General features: G+C 64.6%; 4 protein-coding genes. All 4 read left to right on the forward strand.

Features of this window, described 5'->3' with window-relative positions:
- Positions 1-478 (forward strand): glycine cleavage T C-terminal barrel domain-containing protein (locus BMI01S_RS36640; RefSeq protein WP_042291822.1); only part of this gene is annotated, 478 nt, incomplete at its 5' end.
- Complete coding sequence (locus BMI01S_RS36645) at positions 468-1,103, forward strand: sarcosine oxidase subunit gamma (RefSeq protein WP_042293107.1); 636 nt, start codon at positions 468-470, stop codon at positions 1,101-1,103. The genes BMI01S_RS36640 and BMI01S_RS36645, both read left to right, overlap by 11 nt.
- A complete protein-coding gene (locus BMI01S_RS36650) occupies positions 1,100-1,570 on the forward strand; it encodes a dihydroneopterin aldolase (protein WP_042293109.1) in 471 nt (156 codons plus the stop codon). Before BMI01S_RS36645 ends, BMI01S_RS36650 begins: the two co-directional genes overlap by 4 nt.
- A 160-nt stretch (positions 1,571-1,730) precedes the next feature.
- Positions 1,731-2,927, forward strand: coding sequence for a formaldehyde dehydrogenase, glutathione-independent (gene fdhA, locus BMI01S_RS36655; protein WP_028212542.1), 1,197 nt, complete (start codon positions 1,731-1,733; stop codon positions 2,925-2,927).
- The last annotated feature ends 58 nt before the right edge of the window (positions 2,928-2,985 follow it).

Below are 2,985 nucleotides of genomic sequence, written 5' to 3' on the forward strand. Positions count from 1 at the left end.
ATACGGCACGGAAACGATGCACGTGCTGCGCGCGGAGAAGGGCTACATCATCGTTGGGCAGGACACGGACGGTTCGGTCACGCCATTCGATCTCGGCATGGGCGGCCTCGTCTCGCAGACGAAGGACTTCCTCGGCCGCCGCTCGCTCAAGCGCTCGGACACGGCGAAGGAGGGACGCAAGCAGTTCGTCGGACTGCTGACCGATGACGCGCAGTACGTGCTTCCCGAAGGCGGACAGATCGTCGCGCCCGATGCGCAAGCGCGGTCCGACGGCACGACCGCGATGATCGGCCACGTGACGTCGAGCTATTACAGCCCGATTCTGCAGCGCTCCATTGCGCTCGCGGTCGTGAAGGGCGGCCTGAACAAGATGGGCGAGCGCGTGGTGATTCCCATGGCCGATGGCCGGCGCGTCAGTGCGCAGATCGCAAGCCCGATTTTCTACGACACGGAAGGAGTGCGTCAGCATGTTGAATGATACGAAAGACCGCTTGCAGGTCGCTGAGCGCATCGTCGGCGTGCGGCTGGAGTCGCCGCTCGTTGGGGCCGCGAATCTGCTCAAGGCGCAGGAGGGGCGCGCCTCGAAGGCGTTCGCCATGCGCGAGCTGCCGTTCCGCGACCTCGTGAACGTGCGTGGCGAACTGGGCGATCCGGCATTCGTCGCCGCGTTCGCAAGCGTCGTGGGCTGCCCGCCGCCTTCCACGCCGAACACCGTCGCGCGCGGCGACCAGTACGACGTGCTGTGGCTCGGCCCGGACGAGTGGCTCGTGCGCTCGCTCGCCCCGGTTCAGACGGGCATGCTCGAAGCGAAGCTCGTCGCCGTGCTGGGCGAGGCTTACGCGGCGGCCGTGGACGTGGGCAGCGGCTACACGGTGGTCGAGATCGAAGGCACGCGTGCGCGTGACGTCCTCTCGCGCGGCTGTCCGCTCGATCTGCATCCGCGCATGTTCCAGCCCGGTCAGTGCGCGCAGAGCGTCTATTTCAAGGCATCGATCGTGCTGATTCCGACGGGCGACGACCGCTTCGAGATCGTCGTGCGCCGCAGCTTCGGCGACTACTTCTGTCGCATCATGGTCGACGCCGCGGCGTCGGTCGCGCCATGAAGATCGTCGACGCGGCGTTCGAGCCGGCGTCGAGGGCGCTCGATGCGTTCGGCGAGCCGCGCGGGCGCGGCTGGAGCGTGTTCGTCGAGGGCTTGAGCGTGCCCGCGTGCATCGGTATCTATCCGCACGAACATGGCGCGCCGCAGCCGGTCATGATCGACGCGCAGCTCGGCTATCGCTGCATGCCGCGCGAGAACGACGAAGAGAGCGGCTGGATCGATTACGACGGCTATTGCACGCGCATAGCGGACTTTCTCGGACGCAAGCCGCACACGCGGCTGCTCGAAACGCTGGTGGCGGATATCGCGGCGTTCTCGTTTCGCGAATGGGCGGCGCTGGACACGCTCAGGATCGAGGTGCACAAGCCGAAGATCCGGCCGGGCACGCGGCGCGTGGGCGTGGCGCTCGAGTGGACGCGTGGCGATTATCGGCAGTGGATGCTGGGTGACGGAGGCAAGCGGCCATAACGCGCATAGCGCCTGCCCGGATGGCGGTGCCGGTCAAACGCGCGTCGTTTTTTGCACATCTTCAGTGGGGAGCGGCAGGCTACGCTGGAAACATCGTTGCGTCGCGTGATTGATGCGAGGCAACGGGTTCCAAGTCAAGCATCGAAAAGGAGACAGCGAGATGAGCGGTAATCGAGGCGTTGTGTATCAGGGACCGGGCAAGGTCGAGGTGCAGAAGATCGCATATCCGAAGATGGTCGATCCGAGCGGGCGCGCCATTGGCCATGGTGTCATTCTCAAGGTGGTCAGCACCAATATCTGCGGTTCGGACCAGCACATGGTGCGCGGGCGCACCACGGCGCCGCTCGGACTCGTGCTCGGCCACGAAATCACGGGCGAAGTGGTGGAGGTGGGCGGCGACGTCGAAACGCTGAAGATCGGCGATCTCGTTTCCGTGCCGTTCAACGTGGCCTGCGGGCGCTGCGCGATGTGCCGTGAGCAGCATACGGGCGTGTGCCTGAACGTGAATCCCTCGCGCGCGGGCGGCGCTTACGGCTATGTCGACATGGGTGGCTGGATCGGCGGCCAGGCGGAATACGTGCTCGTGCCGTATGCGGACTTCAACCTGCTCAAGTTCCCGGACCGCGACCAGGCCATGTCGAAGATTCGCGACCTCACATGTCTCTCGGACATTCTGCCCACGGGTTATCACGGTGCCGTCACGGCGGGCGTGAAGCCTGGATCGACCGTTTATATCGCGGGCGCGGGGCCGGTGGGCATGGCGGCGGCCGCTTCGGCGCGGCTGCTTGGCGCGGCGTGCACGATCGTTGGCGACATCAATGCCGAGCGTCTCGCGCATGCGAAGGCCATGGGTTTCGAAGTCGTCGATCTGTCGAAAGACGCGACGCTCGGCGAGCAGATCGAACAGATTCTCGGCAAACCGGAAATCGATTGCGCCGTGGATTGCGTGGGGTTCGAGGCGCATGGGCACGGCGCTTCAGGCCATGCCGAAGAAGCGCCGGCAACCGTGCTCAATTCGCTCATGGAAATCACGCGGCCTGCGGGCATGATCGGTATTCCGGGGCTTTATGTGACCGACGATCCCGGCGCACGGGACGTGGCCGCGCAGCATGGGAGCCTGAGCATTCGCTTCGGCCTGGGCTGGGCGAAGTCGCATACGTTCCATACGGGGCAAACGCCCGTGCTCAAATACAACCGCAATCTCATGCAGGCGATTCTCTTTGACCGGTTGCCGATCGCCAAGATCGTTAATGTCACGGTCATTTCGCTCGATGAGGCGCCTGAGGGCTACAAGAAGTTCGATGGCGGCGCGCCGCGGAAGTTTGTGATCGATCCGCATGGGTTGTTGGCGGCTTAGGTTCTATTTTTGCGCTTCGGGGCGCGTGCTTGAACCTTGTTTTCGCGCCGGTATATTA

Origin of the sequence: Paraburkholderia mimosarum LMG 23256 = NBRC 106338, from assembly GCF_000739815.1 — a bacterium.
Lineage (GTDB): Bacteria > Pseudomonadota > Gammaproteobacteria > Burkholderiales > Burkholderiaceae > Paraburkholderia > Paraburkholderia mimosarum.